23 protein-coding genes and 1 tRNA gene are annotated in these 19,748 nt (G+C 44.9%); 19 read left to right on the plus strand and 5 right to left on the minus strand.

Annotated elements, in window-relative coordinates; translation table 11 throughout:
* Positions 1-121 precede the first annotated feature (121 nt).
* From EP58_RS06620 to EP58_RS06640, 5 genes are all read left to right on the plus strand, one after another.
* Positions 122-721: a recombinase family protein gene (locus EP58_RS06620; protein ID WP_036091421.1), complete on the plus strand. Its 600-nt coding sequence runs from the start codon at positions 122-124 to the stop codon at positions 719-721.
* Between the two features lie 117 nt (positions 722-838).
* Positions 839-1,786 carry a hypothetical protein gene (locus EP58_RS06625; protein ID WP_036091422.1) on the plus strand — a complete coding sequence of 316 codons (948 nt, stop codon included), beginning with the start codon at positions 839-841 and terminating at the stop codon, positions 1,784-1,786.
* A 20-nt stretch (positions 1,787-1,806) separates the two neighbouring features.
* Entirely contained in the window at positions 1,807-2,229 is a 423-nt protein-coding gene (locus EP58_RS06630) for a hypothetical protein (RefSeq protein ID WP_052165010.1), read from the plus strand.
* Between the two features lie 29 nt (positions 2,230-2,258).
* Positions 2,259-2,582 (plus strand): hypothetical protein, encoded by a 324-nt coding sequence (locus tag EP58_RS06635; protein WP_124892670.1) that lies wholly within the window; start codon positions 2,259-2,261, stop codon positions 2,580-2,582.
* 464 nt (positions 2,583-3,046) lie between these two features.
* Positions 3,047-3,119, plus strand: a tRNA-Ala gene (locus EP58_RS06640).
* A 57-nt stretch (positions 3,120-3,176) separates the two neighbouring features.
* Here the strand turns inward: EP58_RS06640 and EP58_RS16970 are convergent.
* On the minus strand, positions 3,177-3,908 hold the full coding sequence (locus EP58_RS16970; protein WP_052171380.1) for a hypothetical protein: 732 nt from the start codon (positions 3,906-3,908) through the stop codon (positions 3,177-3,179).
* Positions 3,909-3,990: 82 nt separating this feature from the next.
* Positions 3,991-5,223 carry a threonine/serine exporter family protein gene (locus EP58_RS06650; RefSeq protein WP_036091425.1) on the minus strand — a complete coding sequence of 411 codons (1,233 nt, stop codon included), beginning with the start codon at positions 5,221-5,223 and terminating at the stop codon, positions 3,991-3,993.
* 150 nt (positions 5,224-5,373) lie between these two features.
* Between EP58_RS06650 and EP58_RS06655 the strand changes: the two genes are divergently transcribed.
* The 3 genes from EP58_RS06655 (at position 5,374) to EP58_RS17350 (ending at position 6,988) form a co-directional block, all read left to right on the plus strand.
* The gene (locus tag EP58_RS06655; protein WP_036091427.1) at positions 5,374-5,799 is read left to right on the plus strand and encodes a MarR family winged helix-turn-helix transcriptional regulator; all 426 of its coding nucleotides are present in this window, start codon (positions 5,374-5,376) and stop codon (positions 5,797-5,799) included.
* A 21-nt stretch (positions 5,800-5,820) separates the two neighbouring features.
* Complete coding sequence (locus tag EP58_RS06660) at positions 5,821-6,756, plus strand: NADP-dependent oxidoreductase (protein WP_036091777.1); 936 nt, start codon at positions 5,821-5,823, stop codon at positions 6,754-6,756.
* Positions 6,757-6,826: 70 nt separating this feature from the next.
* A complete protein-coding gene (locus EP58_RS17350) occupies positions 6,827-6,988 on the plus strand; it encodes a lmo0937 family membrane protein (RefSeq protein WP_103034833.1) in 162 nt (53 codons plus the stop codon).
* A gap of 60 nt (positions 6,989-7,048) precedes the next feature.
* Here EP58_RS17350 and EP58_RS06665 read toward each other — a convergent pair whose 3' ends face one another.
* Entirely contained in the window at positions 7,049-7,744 is a 696-nt protein-coding gene (locus EP58_RS06665; RefSeq protein ID WP_077917855.1) for a phosphatase PAP2 family protein, read from the minus strand.
* A complete protein-coding gene (locus tag EP58_RS06670; protein ID WP_036091429.1) occupies positions 7,741-8,490 on the minus strand; it encodes an alpha/beta hydrolase in 750 nt (249 codons plus the stop codon). Before EP58_RS06670 ends, EP58_RS06665 begins: the two co-directional genes overlap by 4 nt.
* Positions 8,491-8,699: 209 nt before the next feature.
* Here EP58_RS06670 and EP58_RS06675 point away from each other — a divergent pair, with 209 nt between their 5' ends.
* The 11 genes from EP58_RS06675 (at position 8,700) to EP58_RS06725 (ending at position 18,528) form a co-directional block, all read left to right on the plus strand.
* On the plus strand, positions 8,700-9,116 hold the full coding sequence (locus EP58_RS06675) for a hypothetical protein (RefSeq protein ID WP_036091431.1): 417 nt from the start codon (positions 8,700-8,702) through the stop codon (positions 9,114-9,116).
* A 383-nt stretch (positions 9,117-9,499) separates the two neighbouring features.
* Entirely contained in the window at positions 9,500-10,627 is a 1,128-nt protein-coding gene (gene msrA, locus EP58_RS06680) for a peptide-methionine (S)-S-oxide reductase MsrA (protein ID WP_036091433.1), read from the plus strand.
* 18 nt (positions 10,628-10,645) lie between these two features.
* On the plus strand, positions 10,646-11,335 hold the full coding sequence (locus EP58_RS06685) for a response regulator transcription factor (RefSeq protein ID WP_036091435.1): 690 nt from the start codon (positions 10,646-10,648) through the stop codon (positions 11,333-11,335).
* The gene (locus tag EP58_RS06690; protein ID WP_036091437.1) at positions 11,332-12,381 is read left to right on the plus strand and encodes a sensor histidine kinase; all 1,050 of its coding nucleotides are present in this window, start codon (positions 11,332-11,334) and stop codon (positions 12,379-12,381) included. The genes EP58_RS06685 and EP58_RS06690 overlap by 4 nt, the downstream gene beginning before the upstream one ends.
* Positions 12,378-13,568, plus strand: a complete 1,191-nt coding sequence (locus EP58_RS06695) for an ABC transporter substrate-binding protein (RefSeq protein WP_036091439.1) — start codon at positions 12,378-12,380, stop codon at positions 13,566-13,568. The genes EP58_RS06690 and EP58_RS06695 overlap by 4 nt, the downstream gene beginning before the upstream one ends.
* A complete protein-coding gene (locus tag EP58_RS06700; protein ID WP_036091440.1) occupies positions 13,555-14,358 on the plus strand; it encodes an ABC transporter permease subunit in 804 nt (267 codons plus the stop codon). Before EP58_RS06695 ends, EP58_RS06700 begins: the two co-directional genes overlap by 14 nt.
* Positions 14,355-15,089, plus strand: coding sequence for an ABC transporter permease (locus EP58_RS06705; protein ID WP_036091442.1), 735 nt, complete (start codon positions 14,355-14,357; stop codon positions 15,087-15,089). The genes EP58_RS06700 and EP58_RS06705 overlap by 4 nt, the downstream gene beginning before the upstream one ends.
* A complete protein-coding gene (locus tag EP58_RS06710) occupies positions 15,080-15,940 on the plus strand; it encodes an ABC transporter ATP-binding protein (protein ID WP_052165007.1) in 861 nt (286 codons plus the stop codon). Before EP58_RS06705 ends, EP58_RS06710 begins: the two co-directional genes overlap by 10 nt.
* A complete protein-coding gene (locus EP58_RS06715; RefSeq protein WP_036091443.1) occupies positions 15,933-16,526 on the plus strand; it encodes a CDP-alcohol phosphatidyltransferase family protein in 594 nt (197 codons plus the stop codon). Before EP58_RS06710 ends, EP58_RS06715 begins: the two co-directional genes overlap by 8 nt.
* Positions 16,527-16,531: 5 nt before the next feature.
* Positions 16,532-17,884: a dihydrolipoyl dehydrogenase family protein gene (locus EP58_RS06720; protein WP_036091444.1), complete on the plus strand. Its 1,353-nt coding sequence runs from the start codon at positions 16,532-16,534 to the stop codon at positions 17,882-17,884.
* Positions 17,881-18,528 carry a TVP38/TMEM64 family protein gene (locus tag EP58_RS06725; RefSeq protein ID WP_036091445.1) on the plus strand — a complete coding sequence of 216 codons (648 nt, stop codon included), beginning with the start codon at positions 17,881-17,883 and terminating at the stop codon, positions 18,526-18,528. Before EP58_RS06720 ends, EP58_RS06725 begins: the two co-directional genes overlap by 4 nt.
* A gap of 91 nt (positions 18,529-18,619) precedes the next feature.
* On the opposite strand, the gene EP58_RS06730 is transcribed toward EP58_RS06725, so the two are convergent.
* Positions 18,620-19,552 (minus strand): LCP family glycopolymer transferase, encoded by a 933-nt coding sequence (locus tag EP58_RS06730; protein ID WP_077917858.1) that lies wholly within the window; start codon positions 19,550-19,552, stop codon positions 18,620-18,622.
* Positions 19,553-19,748 lie beyond the last annotated feature (196 nt).

The raw sequence follows: 19,748 nt of genomic DNA on the forward strand, positions 1-19,748 counted from the left end.
CATAAAATAGAGACTCCGATTTTTCTACCTCAGAATTACTAAACTAGCACTTGATTTAAGTCTCTTGTATAGTCTATAATAAAAGTATCGATTATTGTGTATTATAGACGGAGGTTATGACATGAAACTAGGTTATGCACGTGTAAGCACTGTGGGACAAGATTTAGAAACCCAACAAGAAAAACTACTCAGCTTCGGAGTGGCAAGTGATAATTTATTTATAGAGAAGAAGACTGGTACGACTACAAGAAACAGAGAAGCATTACAAGAATTAATTAAGCATTCTCGTGAAGGAGATATTGTGTACATCACTAAAATAGATCGTTTGGCACGATCCATTATTGACTTAAATAATGTTATGGGCGAGTTTCTTCAAAAGGGAGTTACAGTCGTTTTCATAGATAATAATATGACCTTTGGGGCGGACGTGGAGAGCAATCCTATGCAGAAATTACTATTTAATGTACTAGGTGCATTTGCTGAGTTTGAGCGTGATATGATAGTAAATAGGACGACAGAAGGGAAGGTTAGAGCAAAGCAAGCAGGGAAGAAATTAGGACGCAAAGGACAACCAGAAGAGCAGATAAAGAAAGCAATCCAACTGATGGAGAACAGGGATGCAAATAAATTATCAGTTTTAGATATAGTCAGGATGACAGGAGTTCCAAAAGCTACTTTGTACAAAAAAATATCGAAAAAGAACGTACGTTCTGTACAATAGTAAATTTTTGTGCTAATATAGCTATATAGCAAATATAAAATATTTACATTGAAAAAAATTCCTTTTTTGTATATAATGAAATATGGAATATATTATATACAGAATAGAGGAGAGTTAATGGAATACATTTATTTAGAAACCCCTATTATCAATCGATTTGCTAAGTTACATGGCGTGACAACGGGTCGGAAAACGCGAGAAGATGTCATAGAAGAGATACATAAAATTGGTAAAGAAAAGGAATTAGAATTTTTAAATAAACAATATCAGTTTTCAAGCAAGCATATTTCCTTGTGGAAGTTTCCCGATGGCTTTCCAGATAAATTAAGAACAGCGCAACAATTTATTGATAGTTTAGTAGAAAGAGGCATAATCGGGAAAGATGACATAGACACATCATGGGAACCGCCATTGCTGAATAGACCTCAAATTTGTGCTATTAACATGGTAGGAGAGAATGTCTTTATAACTGTGGTGGAGAAAAATTCCAGAAAAGTAAAGGAAGCATATGGATTAAAGAGCCTTGAATCTGCAAAGCTTACCTCTTTGGTGATTCATTTTGGTACAGATCAACTGATTCAACATAGGTGTGCATTCTCATATACGAAGAAATATACATCATTTATTAAAGATTTAATGTTACTATCATCAGACATAGAGCCATATACTTTTCCAAAAACAACAAAAAGAACAGCAAAAAGAATATGTGAATTGGTATCAGCAGGGGTAATATCTCGAGATATTGATACACCGTCTAGTATAGGTAGCATTACTTTAAATAGCGCAGAAGGAACTGATTTAAATTCAAATGAGGAATGTAAGAGGGTAACAGATGCTTTGAATGAAGCGGGTTTGCCTACAGATAATAATAATTCCGAGACTTGTATGTTCATTTCCGAAGATCCAACAACAGGTTTTAGCATAAAGACTAAGTTCCATATTAATTATAAAAGAGGTTTTTACAAATTTGATAAAGAGATGCCGGAATTTATCTTTGATTATTTTTGGGAAGCACTTACTCTCGCTGAGCAGGAAGAGCAGGACGATCTTTTAGAAAACGTTTAATTTAGAAAGGAGGGGAAATTATGAGCAATTTCTCTATGGTTAAGGTGAATGGACTTCTTGAAGATTGGGCTAAAAGAGAAGTTGGATTACAAAATTTCACTGTAGAGCATATTTTATCAGCACTTTCCCTTCCAGATGATGACTATGAAGCTGTATTTTTATTTTTACGCAATAAGGTGGGAAATGAGTTAGAATTGAAAAAGATGCTTTTATGCCCAGATGGACATAAAAATCAGGTTGTAGATTTGGATACGAATGTATCAGAAATTTATACAGATTGTATGTTTTGTGAGGAGGAAGACTATGACCCATTTTGGGTTTTTGTATTCTCATTTAGCGACAATTATCAACAAGATGCTCGGAAACATGCTTCTACAGATGAAAAAAAAAAAGTGGTAGAATATCTTTCCTTGGTGAATATAGGAGCTGTGAACGGGTTATAGAAGACGGCTTAATGAAAGGGGCAATACTTGTGAAAAATGATATTCATTTTAATGCTGAAGTTAATAATTCAAATATCGCGTATCAAAATGATGGTAAGATGATTGTTCAGAACATGAGTACTAATTCAGAATATGATAAAATTTTCGGGGACTTACGAGATTTTATAAATAATAATAAAGAATTAACTAATCAGGAAAAGACAGAGGCTCTGGGAGATCTTGCAAATGTTAGCGAAGCTGTAGATTGTCAAAAGAAATCACGTGCGCGTACATTATTTGGGCTATTACCAGATGTCATTAAAACGTGTGATGCGGGAATAAAGCTGTTGACGACGGTCTTAAGTACAAGCTAGCTAATGATAATGCTAGTTAAGTAAGTTTATATTTTTTAGTATTAAGTTGAAAATTAGTTTTAAAAATATTATATTGACAAAACCTCCCCCTCAATCTAATATAGTCTTATACTGCTAATTCAGCTCATTTAGCCAAACTCATTGGTATAAGCTCAGTATCTTAATTTCAAAAAAAGGGCAGGTTGAGGGCCTAGTGGGGTAAAACCCGTGGAGGTTCAAGTCCTCTCGGCCGCATCATTTTGGATTAAGAATACTGTAATATCAATAAGTTTGTGAGTCCTGCGCGTATATCATTCCGCCACGACCGCAAGCTTTTTTGATAGGCTAAATGAGTGTCTGAACTAGTGGGTAACTTATTATTTCGACATCTCTACCCGCGCTCTGCCACAGAGCCATTTTTATGTTGTAAAGGGAAAGCAGTTGACAGAGCCAAAAACGCTGTGCTACAATCTTCTCATGACATAGGGGCGTTAGCTCAGCTGGGAGAGCGCTACGCTGGCAGTGTAGAGGTCAGGGGTTCGATCCCCCTACGCTCCATAAATTATAGAAAAGGCATGTTCCTTAATTATCGGGAACATGCCTTTTCTATTTGCTCTATTCCACAACATTAATCGAACTAGCCGTGATACCTGGCATCGTAATCGTCGTGCCATTCGCGTCATCAAATGCATATGTGCCGTAAATCGTTCCATAAACCTCGATGATATCGCCTTTTTTAGCGTCGGTAGTCCCTGTGTAAATCACCATCACGGTATCTTTCCACGTGTCACCAGCTTGGGTCATGTTTACCTTCAAATATTTCGTCGCGCCGCCATCCACGACTTCTGCGATTTGGCCTTTTAAATAATACGATTCTCGCGCGTATTTATCTGGATTTCCGCTCAACATCGCAAAAGTTATCTTCGCTGCGTTCGGTTTCGCGTTTTCCGTTACTTCTTTTTCGGCTTTTTCTTTCGCGGCTTCTTCTTGTTCTTTCTTTTCCTCTTTAATCGCGGTCGGTTGTGTCACGTGAACGGTTGCGCGGACTTCTGTCATGCCTTTCTTGCTGGCCACGACTTCATAGGATTTATCGCTTTCGTAGACGTGCATTAACTCGAATTTGCCTTTTTTATTTGCGTCAATGGAGACGTCGCCGATGCTTACTGTCGCGCTCGGTGTTGTTTTTCCTGTGACTGTGAAAATGTCATTGGCGTCCGCTGCTACGTTTTTTTCATCTAATTGGATCATCATTTTTTCGTTGGAGGTTTCTGCGTTTTTCTCGTTACTTCCGCATGCTGCTAAAAGTAATAGTAGGCCTAAAAGCAGTATCCCGATGCCTTTTTTCATTTCTTTGAATCTCTCCTCTTACCTTGTTTTGTGAAGCTATCTCCATTATATAATCATTGCGAGCTAGATGAAAAGCGGATTTTCAGTTTTTTTGTGGAAATTGTTTCTTTTGTGTCGAAATTAAGTAGCCGAGTGCTATGCCAATGGTCACGGTCGGGAAGAGGATGATCATCGCCATTATTTCGCGCGAGCCTTCCACAACGTAGCCGCCAATGATGCTCGATAGCCCTTCGATGCCTTTCGCGCCAACTGTCAAAATGAAAAAGCTACTGATGAAAAGGATGACGCGTGGCGGTTGCGACGGGGACTGGGTGGCAAGATTCGCCAAAACGCCTGCTACAATCGCTGCAACAAAGGTGCCAATTAAATCTCCGGTCCACTGGCTCACGAGGATTTGTACGGCGTAAGTCAGGATGGCGAAAATGGATAACCACGTCAAATAGGCCATTGGAACGTTAAATGTTAAACATAATCCGAGGCAGAAAACGATGACGAAGAGCAGAATCACGAACGGATTCATGGTATTCGAAATGTCGCCTTTTTCTAGTGTATGAAGCGTTGTATTCGCGACTTCCATCGCTAACAAAATGCCAATCACCATTTGTAGCAAACACATGAATGCGGAGATTAGTCGCGCCGATCCTGCGGTTAATTTTCCGTAAAAAATTTCACCTGCCGCAGCGGACATCGTGTCTCCTGGTATGCAGATGAAGAGCGCCGGAATCATCAGAAAGACTGGCCCATAGCTCATCGCGGTGTCATGGAAAAAGGTTAGCGTGATCATGCCGACTGCAAAGGATGCGATGAGTGGGAACAGGATGCCGAATCGTGTTTTTTCCAAAACGACGCATAGAAGTCCCGAAAGGATTCCTAAAACGCCGCTAATCCACACTTCTGTCCATGTCGCAATCACGAGCGGTGCGAATCCCATCGCAAAAAAGGATGTCCCGATGACGCGTAACCAACCGGGATACATCGCGGGCGCCGTCGCAATTTCCTGCATTTTGTCGTCCGCCACCTTTAATGCCAAGCCTTTTTCCACCGCATGAAGTAATGTTTTCACGGCGGAAATGCGGGACAGTGAGGCGATTCCGGGCGTTGCTTGTACAATCAAATGATCGATCTGCTCCGCGTCACGGTAGGTCGTTATTTCTAAATATTCACTCAAGCAAAGCGTGTTCAGCCGATAGCCGTATGTCGCAGCGACTTGATGTAACTGTCTTTCTATCATGATGGTTCCTTCGCCACTTTCGGCGAGTAAAACGCGTCCCATTGTTGAAATCAGTGAAATAAATGTTTGATCTTGCGTTGTCATTTTTCTACACCCCCATTTTAGTATGAAATAGTACTTTATTATTAGAAAGTATACCATTTGAGCAGTTACCTTGCCAATTTTTCAAAAAGGAGTAAGATAGTTGATATATCAATTGATGGGTCAATTAATTGGTGGATCGGGGGGATTGGGATGGATGATGGCTGTTCGGAGCGTGCGCTGCTAGTCGCGAAAATGCACGGTTTATGCAAAAATATGAATCAAACGTTCGAGGCGACGCTGCAAATGAGTGGAACTAAAGTGGAATTGCTGTACCGCATATCTTGTGCGCATGAGCAAAATCAGCAGGCGTTACAACAGGCGCTAAATCTTGATGCGGCAGCGATTACAAGGCATTTGCGGAAGCTGGAAGAGGATGGTCTGCTCATTCGGGAAAAGCGGGCGCCGGATCGTCGGGCAACTTTTATCAGGTTGACGGCACTTGGGGAAACGAGATTGACCGAATTAATCGCGCAAAAAGAGGCTTTTCAGAGGCAGTTGCTAGATGGTTTATCAAAACAAGAATTTGCGGTTTTTGCGGATATTTTAGAACGGATGTCGGCGAATATCACGCGTTAAATTTAGAGGAGGAAATGAATGATGAAAGCAGTTGTTATTGAAAATTATGGTGGTAAAGAGGAATTGAAAGAGGCGGAGGTTGCGACGCCAAAAGCGGGAGCGGGGCAGGTTGTTGTCGAAATGAAGGCAACTTCGATCAATCCGATTGACTGGAAACTTCGCGAAGGGTACTTAAAACAAATGATGGATTGGCCGTTTCCGATTATTCTTGGCTGGGATGCGGCTGGTGTGATTTCTGAGGTTGGCGCGGACGTGACGGATTGGAAAGTCGGGGACAAAGTGTTTGCGCGCCCTGAAACAACGCGTTTTGGAACGTATGCGGAATATGCTTTGGTGGATGCACCATTACTTGCCAAAATTCCGGATAATGTGTCGTTTGACGAGGCGGCTTCGATTCCCCTGGCTGGTTTGACGGCGTGGCAAGCGTTGTTTGATCATGCAAACTTGCAAGCGGGCGAAAAAGTCTTGATTCATGCGGGTGCTGGCGGCGTTGGAACATTGGCGATTCAGTTGGCGAAAAATGCTGGCGCGTATGTGATTACGACGGCGAGCGCGAAGAATGCTGCCTTTTTGAAGGAGCTTGGCGCGGATGAAGTGATTGATTATAAAACAACGAATTTCGCGGACGTTTTGACGGGTGTGGATGTTGTTTTTGATACGATGGGTGGAGACATTCAGAAGGATAGTTTCCGCGTGTTGAAAGATAATACGGGGCGTCTGATCTCGATTGTTGGGGAACCTGACGCGGAATTAGCGAAGGCGAAAAACGTGTTGGCGAAAAGCATTTGGTTGGCGCCTAACGGGGAGCAACTACAAGCGTTTGCAGATTTAATGGCTGCTGGCAAGGTTAAAGCGGTTGTCGGGGCAACATTCCCATTCTCTGCACAAGGGGTCTATGATGCGCATGCTTTGAGTGAAACCCACCATGCCAAAGGGAAAATCGTGATTAGCTTCTAATTTTTGGATGTTTGCCGATTTTTCATTGTGGTAAAGATATAGATGGCACAAAGCAAGGAGGTTTTTACACATGCTTGGTATCATTTGGGGAATCATCGTTATTCTGTTCGCTTTTTGGGTGATCGGACTAATTTTCCATATCGGTGGAGCGCTGATCAATATTTTATTGGTAGTCGTTCTCGTGTTGGTTATTTGGAACTTGATTCAAAGCGCTAGAAATAAGCGTAAATAAGATAGAAAGAGGCTATACGTTCTGTCCGGATCTGGATTGGAACGTATAGCCTCTTTTGTATTAACTAAAATTTTTCAAATAGACATCTTTCCAGTTTCGCGCTAGTAAATAGCGATGGCAGGCTTGGCTATATAATAGAAACAGGGCGCTTCCGCAAAGAACGGCGGTGCTGCCGAGTAGTAATCCAGCTGTGACGTCGGATGGATAATGCACGCCGAGATAGACGCGGGTGTACATAATCGTCAAAATGATGACGAACGCGATCAGTCCGATGAGGATGCGATGCCATAATTTAGAGCTAGCAATCATCAGAAGCACTGCAATCATGCCGTAAAAAGCCGTCGAGCCTGTGGCGTGACCACTCGGAAAACTGTAGCCGCCTTGGGAAATCAGCATATCGCTCGGGCGTGGACGGGCAATGATTTGTTTGATAATCCACGGTAACAGTGCGCCGCCAATCAGTACAACGCCGCCAAACCAAATCGCGATGGTGTAGCGTTTTAGCAGGATGAAGATGAATAAAAGCACAAGGCTCATTATCACAATCGCTGCGACACCGCCGAAGTTCGTGATAAACGCGATGACATCTGTTTTTTCGGGCGAAATGTTGACGCGAATGATGTCGATCCAGTAGTTGTCGAAGTTGTGAATGAAGCCAGCGTTCGTTGCGACACCAATCAGCATCGTGATGAAACCGATAGCCGTGATAGCGCTAAGCACGAATAAGATGCGGGCATTTTTTTTCGTATGTGTCATGCAAAATCTCCTTTTCGGTCGATCCAGTTGAGTACGGTCTGAATTTCGCGATTCCAGTATTCCCAGTTATGTTCGCCGGGCGATTCTTGGTACGTGTACGGTAAATCTGTCTGCTCGATTCGCGATTTAAAGCCGAGGTTGTTGTCGTATAGAAAATCTTCGGTGCCGCAGAGCTGTAAGACGCGAGGTTTCGCCGTGACTTTGTCGAGCAGGGCGAGTAAATCGTTGTCTGAGCCGCGGTGAGTCTCGATGTCGCCAAACGTTGCTTGCATTTCCGATTCGCCTTCTGGTCTGGCTTCACGCAGGGCAACGATGTCTAGCGCACCGGATAGCGATGCCATGCCTGCGAATTTTTCGGAATAATGTAAGGCCCATTTGAACGCGCCGTAACCGCCCATGGACAAGCCCGCGACGTATGTATTTTCGGGTTCGGTAGGTAGCTTAAACCAGCTGTGAATGAGGCTTGGCAACTCCTCGCTCAAAAATGTCCAGTACCGATTTCCAACGTGCATGTCTGTATAAAAACTGCGATGGACTTGCGGCATGACAATCGCGATATTCCGGTTTTCGGCGTAGCGAACGAGTGATGTGTTGGTCAGCCAAGCGGTGTCGTCGTCGGATAAACCGTGCAGTAAGTAGAGCAAGCGCATTGGTTTTTCTGTGTCGATTTGGTCGGGTACGAAGACTTGCAGAGAGGTTCGTAATTGTAGTGATTCTGAAACGAAATGTGTTGAAAAAAGCGCCATAATGGTGTTCCTCCTTTTAGGTTAGAAAGTATTATTAGTATAACATATCTGGCTTTTTAGTGGGGAAATAGGATGCATTGTAAAACGATTTTCGTGGAATGTGTTCTTTTTGCAGAATGTCGTGAAAAGTACGCTAAATATCCAGATTGTTCCTATGGTCTTGTATTATACTGTACATTATAGACATGCTTGGCGGAGGGATGATAAATATGCAGGTGAAAGAAAGTAACGCGACGTTGTTGTCGGAGTTGAAAAAAGAGTGGCGATTCTTGTTGGAATTAGGGAAGAAAAACAAAAAACGGTTTGAGATTTCGGAGTTCGATACGTTTCAAAGACTCGTATCAGCGAATTTAGTGCATGTTTTATTTGATGATAACTCGATTGTTTTTGAAGGGCTTACTAGGGACGGGAAGAAGCTTTGCGAGGCGTTGGATATTTATCTGGACGGGGAAACGGGAATGGTTCCTATTTTGCTATTTGATCAGGAAGGGTATCCGCTCCAGGTTTTTACAACGATGGAGGAAGCGGCGAACCAGCTCGGAATTAGTGAGAAAAGCGCGAAATTCTATTTGGAAACAGGTGGCGTGAGCGTGTCAGGGCAAAAATTGAAGTTGATTACGGAATGAGTTATTTTCTTGGGATAAAACTCCAAACAAGATAAAATTGCCTTACCATTTATTTTTGGGGTAAGACGAAAATTATGCTTTACACAAATCGAGCGAAAGCGTTTGTATTCATGGAGTTTGGTGGAAGCCGGAAGCGGAGTGTACGACTGTACATGAGAACCGGAAGTCCGCCAAACTCCATGAATGCGAGCGCTTGTCGCCGATTTATTTGGGTTATGCTCAAGACTCTTATTTTGAAACTTAAGAATTACATAATAATTAGCTAAGTGTTAGAAAACTTCTTTTTTGTATGATAGGTGTGAAAGATAATATCGTTTCCTATCTGGTAAAATCGGGAATTAGATATTATCGGTAACTGTCGTATGATTTGGAGGCGGAATGAAATGAAGAAGTGGTTGCGGAATAGTTTGATTGCGGTTGGTGTGATTGGCGTGGCGTGGGGTGTTTATGCGTATGTCTCGCATCAGGACGCGAAATCGCATGGTAGTGAGAATATACAGTATCAAAATGTTGGGGACGATGGTTCTGGGCAGGAGGTCGCGATTTTTGCGGGTGGCTGTTTTTGGTGTATGGAGCCGCCGTTTGAGAAGTTAAAAGGGGTCAATGATGTGATTTCGGGGTATACGGGCGGCACGACGCGGAATCCGACATATGATGAAGTTTCTAGTGGTAATACGGGACATAAGGAGGCGGTTATGGTAAAATTTGACCCGAAGCTAATTTCTTATGAGCAGTTGCTGGATGTGTTTTGGCATCAGATTGACCCGACGGATGCGCAGGGGCAGTTTGTGGATCGAGGAACGCAGTATGGTTCGGGGATTTTTTATGTAAATGCCGAGCAGAAGAAGGAAGCGGAGGCCTCGAAAAAAGCGTTGGCGAAAACGGATCGGTTTAGTAAGGTGGTGACGCCGATTATAGCGTCTGGCGCCTTTTATGAAGCGGAAACGTATCATCAGGACTATTATAAGAAAAATCCGAAGCGCTATGAGTATTATCGGAATGGTTCGGGGCGTGATACCTTCTTGGACAAACATTGGGGTAAAGATAGAGATGTGAAGTTGCCGAGTTATCCTGCGAGTTATTCGGACGCGGATATCAAGGCGAAATTGACGGATGAGCAGTATCGGGTGACGCAGGAAGGTCAAACGGAGACGGCTTTTCAGAATAAATATGATGCGAATAAGGCGGACGGGATTTATGTGGACTTAGTTTCTGGTGAGCCGCTGTTTAGTTCGACGGATAAATTCGATTCGGGCACGGGCTGGCCTAGTTTTACGAAGCCATTGGTGCCGAATAACGTGTATGAAAAAGAGGACAATTTTTTGGTGCAAAAACGGACGGAAATCAGGAGTAAACACGCAGATTCACATTTGGGACATGTTTTTCCGGATGGGCCGCAGCCGACGCATTTGCGGTATTGCATGAACTCGGCGGCGCTTGATTTTATTCCGAAGGCGAAGATGAAAGATGCGGGATACGGGGATTTCTTGTATCTTTTTGAGAAAAAATAAAGGCGAGGTGAGGCGCGGATGAACACGATTTTGTTGGTGGATGATGAGGAAACGATTGTCGATGTGTGTCGGCGGTATTTGGAGAAGGAGGGCTTTCGGGTTCTGACGGCGCGCAATGGGCAGGAGGCGTTGGGGATCTACGATGCGCAGCGTGTGGATTTGATGGTCGTTGATATTATGATGCCGAAAATGGATGGGCACGCGTTTATTATGGAGGTGCAGGAGCGTGGGAAGGATACGCCGTTTTTGTATTTGAGTGCTTTGACGCAGGAGAAGGAGCGGTTGTATGGCTTGACGCTTGGCGCGGATGATTATATGTCGAAACCGTTTAGTCCGCGTGAATTGGTGTTGCGAGTGAAGAATATTTTGCGGCGGTCGCGTCGGTTTGTGGAACCGGAGACGTTGACGCATGGCCCGCTTTTTCTGGATAAGGGGAAGCGTGTGGCGTCGGTTTCGGGGCAGGAGCTGGAGCTGACGATTAAGGAATTTGATTTGTTGTGGCTTTTGGCGAGTGAGAATAAACGGGTTTTCTCGAAATCGGAGTTGTTGGAGCGTGTTTGGGGCTATGAGTATGATGGCGACGCGAACACGATTAATGTCCACATCCACCATTTACGGGAAAAATTGCAGGTGAACGGCGAGGCTCCAGTGTTTATTAAGACGGTTTGGGGGCTTGGTTATAAGTTTGAATTGGTGATGGAGTCATGAAATTGCGGACGCTTATTTTACTTTCTTATGGGATTGGCGCGATTATTGTGACGGTTGTGCTTGGTTTTAGCGCGTATCGGATGATTTTTAACACGGATTTGGTGATTTTCACGATTTTGATTACGCTCGGTGCGAGTACGCTTGCTTTTGTGATTAATTATTTGTTGATGCGCCCGGCGTTTCGGTCGATTGATAAACTCGGAAAAGAAAGTCGGAAAATCGCGCAGGGTGAATTTTCGGGGAAGGTGGATGTGACGGGGCCTCTGGAGACGCGGATGTTGGCGGAGGATTTTAATGAGATGTCGGCAAAATTGGATCAGATGTTTCGGCAGATTAAGGATGGCGAAGTGGCGCGAAATGAGTTGGTGGCGAATTTGTCGCATGATATTAAGACGCCTATTGCTTCGATTCGGTCGTTTTCAGAGGCGCTTTTGGACGGGATGATTGCGACGGATGTGGAGCGGCAGCAGTATTTGCGGACGATTCAGCGGGAAACGATGCGGTTGACGGATTTGGTTGATGAGTTGATGGATGTCGCGGCGATTGATAAGAAGGAGCCTGTGATGGAGCGGACACGGATTTGGCTGGATCAGCTGTTGGTCGATGTGTTGGAGGCTTTTGATGTGCAGTTGAAGCGGGAGCATCGGAATGTGCATGTGGAAATCGCGCCGGAATGCCAGTTTGTTTATGCGGATCAGACGTTTGTGACGCGGATTTTGTATAATTTGCTGGAGAATGCGATGAAGTTTTCGGATGTGGGGACATCGATTGAGATTGGTGTTGCGCGAACGGAGGCTTTTACTATTTTTCGGGTGCGGGATTACGGGCAGGGCATTTCTGCGGCGGAACAGGAGCGGATTTTTGAGCGATTGTATCGTGTGGAGAAATCGCGGAATTTGGCGCATGGTGGTTCGGGGCTCGGGCTGCATATTGCGAAGAATTTGGCGGAGTTGCACGGTGGGACGCTGCGTGTGGAAAGTGCGCTGAACGTTGGTAGTACGTTTATTTTGGCTATACCGATTTGGAAAGAAGGGGAACTGGAATGAAGCGATTGGCGATTTTTGTAGTGATGGGATTGTTGCTGGTCTTGGCAGCGTGCGGGAATGAGAGTTCTCAGGAGAGCTTGAAGGGCAAGGATTTTGCGCAGTTGGAGAAGGATGCGAAAGGCCAGACGGTGAATTTCTATATGTGGGGCGGGGATAAGAATATTAACGCTTACATTGATGATTTTGTGGCGCCGAAGTTGAAGGTGGAGCAGGATATTACGCTGAAACGGGTGCCGATGGATACGGAGAAATTTATTCAGAAGCTGAGCAGTGAGAAGCAGGCTGGGAAGAAGAATGGCAGTGTGGATGTGATTTGGATTAACGGACAGAATTTCAAAACGGCGAAGGATGGTGGGCTGCTTTATGGTGAAATTACCGATCAGATTCCGAATGTGGCGAAGTTTGTTGACCCACTTTTGACGGAAAAGGATGCGGGAAATGCGATCGATAAAATGGAGGCGCCGTGGGGAAAAACGTCTTTTGTATTCCAGTATAATGCGGATAAAGTTTCGAAGCCACCGCTTCAATTAGCGGAATTGACGGCTTGGGTAAAGGCAAATCCAGGACGGTTTACGTATCCTGATGTCGCGGATTTCACGGGGGATGCGTTTGTGAGACAGGTGATTTACGCGCAAAATCCGGGCAAGGAATTCACCGAAGCACCAACAAAAGCGGATCGCGAGAAGGCGTATGCGTATTTGAAATCGATTGGGCCGTATTTGTGGCGTGACGGGAAAACGTATCCGAAAGCGTTGCAGGAGCTGGATCAGTTGTATGCGCAAGGTCAGGTTGATTTCACGATGGGCTTTAACGAGCGTCGTGCGTTGCCGTTTATCAAGGATGGGACGTTTCCAGCATCGACGCGGACTTTTTCGCTGGATAATGGGGCTGTGACGAATGCGCATTATCTTTCAGTGGCGTTTAATACGCAGCAACCAGCGGCATCGCTTGTCGTGATTAATTATTTGCTGTCAGAAGAAGCACAGGCGGAGAAATTGAAAACGTCGGTGTGGGGCGATGGGACGACGCTTCTCACGTCTAAAATGACGAAGGATTGGCAGGGGAAATTCGACGCGGCTGGCGAGACGGGAGACCAATTTTATAATGATTGGCAGGCGTTGAATGAGTTCCCAGATACGACGGCGGAAGCGATCCAGAAAGAATGGGGCAGTTATGTCTATCCGTAAAGCTGTGGCCTGGCTTATACCAGTCGGGCTCGGCGTGGTTAGCTTGATGTCGATTGTGTTGCTCGTTTGGAAAATGCGATTTTTAGGGGCAAATTGGGAAGGGATTCTCGAAGTTAGCCGTCAAAAACGGATTTTCACGAGTGTGTTGTACTCGTTTGGGGTCAGTGCGGTGGCGACGGTGTTATCGATTGGGCTGGGTATTTTGATTGTGCGTCAAGTGTTGCTGAATCCCAAGGTGACGCGATCTGTAGAGCGGTTGAACGTGAGTTTTTACTATCCGCATTTTGTTGTCGCGCTGTATGTGTATCTCATTTTTGCTTTTATTTATCCTTATATCGGTGAGTATTATAAAATTTACGGGACTTTGGAGATTTTGATCACGTATTTGTTGAAAGAAGTGCCGTTTGTTGTTTTTTATCTCATCACGACGTATCGAAAAATCAATTTTGCGGAAGTGGAATTGGTTCGGTTGTCTGGTGGTGGGACGTGGCGCGTTTTTGCACATGTGGAGTTTCCAAAAATAGCGCCGCAAATCGCGGAATTGGCGATTATTTTGCTGGCTTTTATTTGGACGGCGTATGAAATTCCGAGTTTGGTGGGGAATAGTTTTCCGGCGTTTCTCGGGGTGGTGTTTTACCAAGGATATTATGCGACGGACGTGAGCGTGCAGGTGGCGACGATGTTTTGGATGGTTGTTGTGTCGGTGTTTTTGCTTGTGGTAGCGTTTGTTTTATTCGTTTCTGTGCAAAAATATCGGGACTTCTTGCGTGAAGGAAGTGGGCAATTATGAGGCAGTTTGTGGGGATTCAGTATGGAATAATGCTTATTGTTTTCGGCGTTGTCGCTTGGCGTGGCGGGGAAGTTGGGATTTTTGAGGACCCGAATTTTAGGGCCGCGATTGGGACGACGATCGTGGTCGCGGTTTTGGTTGTCGTGCTCAATTTAGTCGTGGCGAACTATGTGGGCTATTATTTGGCGCGCGTGACGGGGCGGAAATTAGCGTTTTTGGATGTTTGCTTGCAGCTACCCCTGATTGTGCCGTTGCTTGTGATTGCAGCGGGGCTTGATATTTGGTTTATACGGATGGATTTGACGGAAACGGTGCTTGATGTGGTGCTGATTCAGCTTTTGCCGACGCTTCCGTATTCGATTCGGATTGCGCGAAATGCTTATTTGGCGCTTGATCAGGATATGAATCAGTATGTTTATTTGATGGGTGGAACGCGGTGGCGACTCGTGTTGGATGTCTATTTGCCGCTTATGCGTCCGATGAATGAGACGATATTATTGTTTGCGGTCGTGATTTCGATTGGGCAGTACGCGATTACGTCGATGATTGGTGGCGGGATTATTCAGACGGTGGCGCTGGTTTTATTTCCGTATTTTGCTTCATCGCAGTTGCAAGTGGTTGCGGCGGCAGCGCTTTTCACGATTTTCATGGCGTTTGCGATGTTGTTTCTATTCAGATGGATGTATAAAGGAATGGTGAAATTGGTGGGGGTGATGGACGAATGGCGATAATCAGGGTTGAAAATGTGACGAAAGGCTTTGAAAAGGAGCTGATTCTGCGAGGGATTAATTTCGAGTTGCAGCGCGGAGAGACGGTGACGATTCTCGGTGGCTCGGGAAGTGGTAAAACGACATTTTTGAAGGTGTTGGCGGGATTATTGTCGTTTGATTCGGGGAGTTATGAGAAAGCAGGGGTTAAAATCGCATATATCTCTCAAAAACCTGTCTTATTTTCGCATATGACCGTGTTGGAAAATCTTGTTTTTCCGTTGAAATGCCAGAAGGTGAAGCGGAAGGAGCGGGAGGCGATTGGGCGGGTTTTCTTGGAGAAAAGTGAACTGGCAAAATGGGCGGATGCGTATCCTTATGAGCTTTCGGGCGGGCAACAGCAACGGGTTTCGGTGGCGCGAGCGTTGATTGGAAATCCGGATTTATTGTTGATGGATGAGCCGTTTAGTAGTTTGGATGTGCGCTTAGGACGCGATATGCGGCAGTGGGTGTTTGCGCAGATTGAGGAGCGGGATATCGCGGCGGTGTTCGTGACGCATCATTATGAGGAGGCAAAAGTGTTTAGTGAGCAGGTTTTGTTGATGGATCATGGTGTTTTGAGTGAAGCGAGCGATGCGGCAATCGATGCTTTTTTCGGGGATGGGCTTTTGTATAACGATGTATATTATCCGATTGGGGCTTGGGGGATGGCGGATGCTGGTGTGGCGGTGCGTGTCGAGCGGCAATTGATGCTTTACGGGCAGGCGTATTGGTCGGTTATTTTAGAGGACGGGACGCAAAAGTTTATTATCGTGGGTGATAATGCGATAGAAAAGGGTTATATTGCGCCAGTAAGGGGTGAAAAAGATGCTTGATACGAAGGCAAGGCCATATGTGAAACCGATATTGGAAAAGACGGCGGATTTCTTTTTGAAAATCGGGTTTTCGGCGAATCAGGTGACGATTTTAGCGTTTGTGGTTGGGGTTGTCGCTGCGATTTTGGTCGGCTTTGGATGGATGTGGACGGGGATTCTGGTGTTATGGTTTTCGGGATTTCTGGATGCGGTGGACGGAACGATGGCGCGGAAAACGAAGCAAAGTGGCTTTGGCACAGTGATGGACGTGACGTTTGATCGGGTCGTCGAAGCGGGAATAATTATTGCACTCGCTGCACGATTTCCGGAACAGCAGTTTATTTTGCTGCTTTTGATGGCGTCGATTTTATTCGGAATTACGGCATTTTTGACGATTGGAAACGTTGTGCAGAACAAGGGCGTGAAGTCGTTTCATTATGCAACGGGACTCGCGGAACGGACGGAAGGATTTATTTTACTTAGTTTGATGGTATTAACAGCGCCGATTTTCTTATTTTGGACGACATTACTGTTTTTTATCATCGAAATTATCTCGACAATACAGCGTTTAATGGAAGCGCACAGACAGCTCGATAAGGAGGAATGAGGGCGATGAAAATGGATCATCAGGTGATTGTGATTGGCGGCGGCGCGGCGGGACTTTATGCTACGGCAGGGCTGGCGCGGCTTGGCGTCGATGTGGCGGTGGTCAATGCGGACGCGAATATGGGCGGCGACTGTCTTCATTATGGCTGTGTCCCTTCAAAAACGCTGCTACATATGGCGCAGGAGACGACGGACTGGACGGAAATTCAGGCAAAAATGAGGGCCGTGATTGCGGAGATTCAAGTGCATGACAGTGTTCCGCGATTTGAGGAGCTTGGCGCGACGGTTTACATTGGAAAAGCGCGTTTTCTGGATGCGCATCGGATTGTGGTCGGGGATCGGGAACTCTGCGCGAAAAAATTCGTTATTGCGACGGGTTCGCGACCGAGGGTTCCAAATGTTGCGGGGCTTGATGTTTCGATGTATGAAACAAACGAGACGCTATTCCAGATGGCAAAACTTCCACGCAAAATGGCGATTATTGGCGCTGGGCCTGTGGGACTCGAACTCGGGCAGGCATTGCAAAACATTGGCGTTGAAATCACGATTTTCGATCATAATACTGAATTTTTAAAACATTTTAGCCGTGATATTGCGGATATTGCTTTGGAAAAACTAGATTTGGCTATTCATCTAGATAGCGAACTAATCGAAGTGACGCGACTTAATAAAGACGAAATCAGCCTTAAAATCACAGAATCAGGGGTAGAAAAAACGCTAGTCGTCGAAAAAATCCTTTTTGCCGCGGGTCAAATCGCGAATATCGATACGTTGGAACTGGAACGAGCTGGCATCGCTTACGACACGAAAATCGATACGAATCGTTATTTGCAAACGACGGCACCGCATATTTATGCCATCGGGGACGTGATCGAAAGCCCAAGCCTCACGCACGCAGGCGGCGCCGAAGCCAGAACTGCACTCACGAACATCGCGTTCGGCAATTTTAGCAAAGTAAACTACAGCACGCTTGCTTCGGTTATTTATACAAAACCAGAAATTTACCAGCTCCCAGCGACGCAAAAAGCAACACGAATCCTATCCGCATCTGGCGCCAACATCGACCGCTTCAAAACCGATAACGAACCAGAAGCACTCGTCAAAATCGGCATCGACGCCAAGGCGAAAATCGTTCACGCGGAGGCAATCGGCACGGATATTTCCACCGTCATGCAGCAAGTCGCGCTCCTCAAATCCACAGGCGCCAAGCTCACAGACCTATCCAAACCAATCTATCCGTACCCAACGAAATCAGAAATTCTTAAAAACATATCCGATCAATTACTCACAGAAAAGCTCGAAAAACCGTTTTTACAACGACTTATACGCAAAATCATCCAATGGAGGGGGTTATCATGAAGAAATTTTGGCAAGAATGGCGTGGCATTATTTTATTCGTCGCTTTTGTCCTCACTGGTTTTTTAGTCATTTATCAGCTCGGAATTGTGGATAGTTTCAACGTCGCGGAGCTCAGTCAAGTCGTGCGCGATATGGGAATCTGGGGCAAAATCCTCTACGTGATCACCTATATTCTGCGTCCACTCGTCCTGTTTCCCGCAACGCCGCTCACGCTTTTTGGCGGATACACATTCGGTGCGGTTCAAGGCACGATTCTGGACGTCATTGGCGCTGGAACGGGAGCACTTCTCGCTTTCTGGATCGCCCGCAAACTTGGAAAAGATAAAATCGAACGGCTCATCCAAGGCAAGAAAATCGAGAAATTTGATCATAAAATCGGCGAAAATGGCTTTTTAGTCATACTATACTTGCGACTCATTCCACTTTTTCCTTTTGATAGTATTAATTATTCGATGGGGCTCAGTTCCGTTCAGACGCGCGATTATGCGGCGGCAACTTATCTCGGCATTATTCCAGGCGCGTTTGTCCTCAATTTCCTCGGTTCCTCGCTCGGTCGGCTTGATTGGCAATTTTACACAGCGATCGGTTTATACGCTTTTATGATTATTTTACCCCTGATTGTGAAAAAATTAAGAAATACCTAATAGCTATCTATTTCAAAGAGATCTATGTTCAAGTTGGTGTGGTAGTCCTATGCAAAAAGGAGACTCCAAAATTGGAATCTCCTTTCATCCATTATTTCAATTCTAAGTTCTTCGCTAGAGAATCGTGTAATTTCTGACGTTCTGCATCGGATACGTTGTAGTACCAAATACCATCCATCTTACCACCGTCGCCGGCAACTGTCATGTTCTCAACGTTTTTACGCGCGCCTAGATAGTTCTTAGCGATACGTGTCATATCTGTCATCGTTAAATCGGTTTGCATGTTATTTCCAACTGCAGACAAGATATCGTTGAAGTTCCATAATGTTTCCGTCGTTGCGATTTTCTCTACAACGGCTTGAATCACTTCTTGTTGACGCATTTGACGACCGAAGTCACCACGCGCATCGGTTTTACGAATACGAGTGTAGGCTAGAGCATCGGTACCGTTTAGCGTCACTTCGCCTTTTTTGAACTCTTTATCTTTCAGGCTAATATCCATATCATTATAAACCGTAACACCACCAACAGCGTCGACCAAATCTTTCAGGCCTTCCATGTTCATTTTGATGTAGTAGTTAATCGGAATACCATTTAAAAAGTGAGTCACCGTATCTTCGGCCATTTTCACGCCACCGTAAGCATAGGCAGCATTGATTTTGTTTGTGGAATCGTGTCCGATAATTTCGGTACGCGTATCACGAGGAATACTCAACATCTGTGCTTTGTTCGTTGTCCCATTAACGGTAGCAACCATGGTTGTATCGGAACGACCAACATCGCCTTCTCGTTCGTCAATACCTAAAATAAGGACGGAGAACGGGTTGCCGCCATCCAATTTGACGGGGTTCGCCGCTCGACCTTCGACGGGCGTATATATGTTATCCATTGTTGATTTTGTTTGGTATACGGCATAACCAACGATGCCTCCTAAAATTAAAAATATACCTAAAACAGACCATAGGAAAATCTTCAAACCTGTACGTTTTTTCTTCTTTGTAGCTGTGCGTTTTTCAGCGCGCATGTGCTTCTCAACCTCTCTAGTGGAATTTCTGTCACCTCCTATTTTACTACAAACTGTCAAATAAGTCACTGTTAATTCCATGAGTATTTGATTAGAAAATGCGGAACAGGAAATCTTGTCTATGGGTTTTCATTGTTTTTTTTCAGGTTTGTGGGTATACTTGTAGGAGTATGAATCTATACATAAATTTGGCACG

The organism is Paenilisteria newyorkensis (assembly GCF_000766145.1).
In the GTDB taxonomy this organism is placed as follows: domain Bacteria; phylum Bacillota; class Bacilli; order Lactobacillales; family Listeriaceae; genus Listeria_A; species Listeria_A newyorkensis.

Coding starts and splice junctions, on each gene's coding strand:
- EP58_RS06630 (WP_052165010.1), top strand. CDS start 1,807: ATGAGCAATTTCTCTATGGTTAAGGTGAATGGACTTCTTGAAGATTGG.
- EP58_RS06690 (WP_036091437.1), top strand. CDS start 11,332: ATGAAATTGCGGACGCTTATTTTACTTTCTTATGGGATTGGCGCGATT.
- msrA (WP_036091433.1), top strand. CDS start 9,500: ATGAAGAAGTGGTTGCGGAATAGTTTGATTGCGGTTGGTGTGATTGGC.
- EP58_RS06730 (WP_077917858.1), bottom strand. CDS start 19,552: ATGCGCGCTGAAAAACGCACAGCTACAAAGAAGAAAAAACGTACAGGT.
- EP58_RS06620 (WP_036091421.1), top strand. CDS start 122: ATGAAACTAGGTTATGCACGTGTAAGCACTGTGGGACAAGATTTAGAA.
- EP58_RS06710 (WP_052165007.1), top strand. CDS start 15,080: ATGGCGATAATCAGGGTTGAAAATGTGACGAAAGGCTTTGAAAAGGAG.
- EP58_RS06660 (WP_036091777.1), top strand. CDS start 5,821: ATGAAAGCAGTTGTTATTGAAAATTATGGTGGTAAAGAGGAATTGAAA.
- EP58_RS06685 (WP_036091435.1), top strand. CDS start 10,646: ATGAACACGATTTTGTTGGTGGATGATGAGGAAACGATTGTCGATGTG.
- EP58_RS06655 (WP_036091427.1), top strand. CDS start 5,374: ATGGATGATGGCTGTTCGGAGCGTGCGCTGCTAGTCGCGAAAATGCAC.
- EP58_RS16970 (WP_052171380.1), bottom strand. CDS start 3,908: ATGAAAAAAGGCATCGGGATACTGCTTTTAGGCCTACTATTACTTTTA.
- EP58_RS06725 (WP_036091445.1), top strand. CDS start 17,881: ATGAAGAAATTTTGGCAAGAATGGCGTGGCATTATTTTATTCGTCGCT.
- EP58_RS06670 (WP_036091429.1), bottom strand. CDS start 8,490: ATGGCGCTTTTTTCAACACATTTCGTTTCAGAATCACTACAATTACGA.
- EP58_RS06700 (WP_036091440.1), top strand. CDS start 13,555: ATGTCTATCCGTAAAGCTGTGGCCTGGCTTATACCAGTCGGGCTCGGC.
- EP58_RS06665 (WP_077917855.1), bottom strand. CDS start 7,744: ATGACACATACGAAAAAAAATGCCCGCATCTTATTCGTGCTTAGCGCT.
- EP58_RS06675 (WP_036091431.1), top strand. CDS start 8,700: ATGCAGGTGAAAGAAAGTAACGCGACGTTGTTGTCGGAGTTGAAAAAA.
- EP58_RS06625 (WP_036091422.1), top strand. CDS start 839: ATGGAATACATTTATTTAGAAACCCCTATTATCAATCGATTTGCTAAG.
- EP58_RS17350 (WP_103034833.1), top strand. CDS start 6,827: ATGCTTGGTATCATTTGGGGAATCATCGTTATTCTGTTCGCTTTTTGG.
- EP58_RS06695 (WP_036091439.1), top strand. CDS start 12,378: ATGAAGCGATTGGCGATTTTTGTAGTGATGGGATTGTTGCTGGTCTTG.
- EP58_RS06715 (WP_036091443.1), top strand. CDS start 15,933: ATGCTTGATACGAAGGCAAGGCCATATGTGAAACCGATATTGGAAAAG.
- EP58_RS06650 (WP_036091425.1), bottom strand. CDS start 5,223: ATGACAACGCAAGATCAAACATTTATTTCACTGATTTCAACAATGGGA.
- EP58_RS06720 (WP_036091444.1), top strand. CDS start 16,532: ATGAAAATGGATCATCAGGTGATTGTGATTGGCGGCGGCGCGGCGGGA.
- EP58_RS06705 (WP_036091442.1), top strand. CDS start 14,355: ATGAGGCAGTTTGTGGGGATTCAGTATGGAATAATGCTTATTGTTTTC.